Raw genomic sequence first — 1,675 nt, forward strand, 5'->3', positions numbered from 1 at the left:
CTGCAGTAATCAGCAGCAGTTCATAATGAGAAGGAACGCGCCGAACACGTGGTTTTTGCTGGGCCGGTGGTGACGCGTTCCTCGACATTATTTTGCGGAATTACAAGGTGTCGAGCCAGGCGATAACGCTCTGGTCCTCCTTCCACGACGCGCGTTTGCCTGGTGGCGATGGGATTTCGAGCCGCTCCAATGCCATGCGCTTCGTTTCCAGATTCGCCTGAGCGTAGTGGTTGGTGGTGTCAAGGCTGACGTGGCCAAGCCAGCTCCGGATCACCGTGATGTCGACGCCCGCCGCCACCAAATGAACCGCCGTCGCATGACGGAAGCTGTGAGGTGTAATCGTCTTGGAAGCGAGGCTGGGCGCGATCTTTGTTGCCGCTTCGACATATTCGACCAGTTTGAAGCGGACGCCCGAAGCGCCGAGTGAAGCGCCATACCGATTGACGAAGATCGGTTCGTCCTCGCGTCTTGGCTGCCGCCGAAGTAATGATCGCAGTAGCAAGATGGTTTCCGGCCAGAGAGGGCTGATGCGTTCTTTCCGGCCTTTACCGTAGAGACGGACGCAAGCAGGCGTATCGAACCGGATTGCCCCGGGGCAAACGTCGAGCGCTTCCTGGATGCGCGCACCCGTGTTGTAAAGGAAGGAGAGCAGCGCGTGGTCGCGCTGCCCCTCGACCGTCGAGCGATCGGGCTGGGCTAGAATCGCCTTCACTTCTTCCGGTTCCAGATAGCATGGCGCGGGGGTTGGTGCCTTCTTCATCGGCACATGCAGGATTTCGGTGCATTGCGCGATAGCCGCTGGTTCCCGACCAGCAACGAAGCCAAAAAAGCTGCGCAAGGCCGACAGGCGGCAATTGCGCGTGCCAATCGTGTCTCCTCGCTCCTGCTCGGTATGGCGCAGGAAGGCGCTGACCTCGGCGGCTGTCAGGTCCGCCAGAGTGAGCCGGGCAACCGATCGATGCCGTTGCTGCGCGACGAACCTTAGGAATAGGCGCCAGGTGTCACGGTAAGAACGCACGGTATGTTTGGATGCGTTTCGCTGCTGGACCAGCCATTCATAGAAGAAGGCATGAAGCAGACGCGGGAATGGGTCGACCATCCTCATGGCCGCACCCCTTCCGATACGGCAAGGCAATGTGCCCCGAACCTTCGGAAGCGTTGGTTTGCCTGTTCCAGAAGATCCTGGGTGATGGTGATGTAGACGAGCGTCGAATGGATATCGCGGTGACCAAGATACGTCGCGAGGAACGGCAACTTGTCCTGCGGATTGATGCCGGCGCGGTACCATTCGAGAATACGGTTCACCACGAACGAGTGGCGAACATCGTGAATGCGAGGTCCGGTTTTGCCTGTCGCCGGTTTGAGCCCAGCACGACGCAGGATGTCGATCAGGCAACGGGCGATGGCCTGCGACGTGTATCGGGCATTGCCTTGATCGTGCCAGAACAGGCCGGACTCCGCATTTTGCGGCGCCTTCGCCTTACGCCTCATCACCAGATATTCCGTCAGCGCCGCCAGTGTGCTGCCGGCAAGCGGCAGGATCCGGGACTTGAAGAACTTCGTTTCCCGGATGGTGATCGTGCCGGCAATCAGATCGACATCACCAAGATCGAGACGCGCGAGTTCCCCCAGCCGCAACCCGCAGCAATAGGCCAATACCAGCATCACGTAGAGG

At 59.5% G+C, this 1,675-nt stretch carries 2 protein-coding genes; both read right to left on the bottom strand.

Annotated elements, in window-relative coordinates; translation table 11 throughout:
- Positions 1–100: 100 nt before the first annotated feature.
- Positions 101–1,105 carry a tyrosine-type recombinase/integrase gene (locus AC04SF_RS37295; RefSeq protein WP_488481864.1) on the bottom strand — a complete coding sequence of 335 codons (1,005 nt, stop codon included), beginning with the start codon at positions 1,103–1,105 and terminating at the stop codon, positions 101–103.
- A partial coding sequence (locus tag AC04SF_RS37300) for a tyrosine-type recombinase/integrase (protein WP_488481865.1) occupies positions 1,102–1,675 on the bottom strand: 574 nt, incomplete at its 5' end. The genes AC04SF_RS37295 and AC04SF_RS37300, both read right to left, overlap by 4 nt.

This window comes from Mesorhizobium sp. CNPSo 4671 (assembly GCF_057784245.1).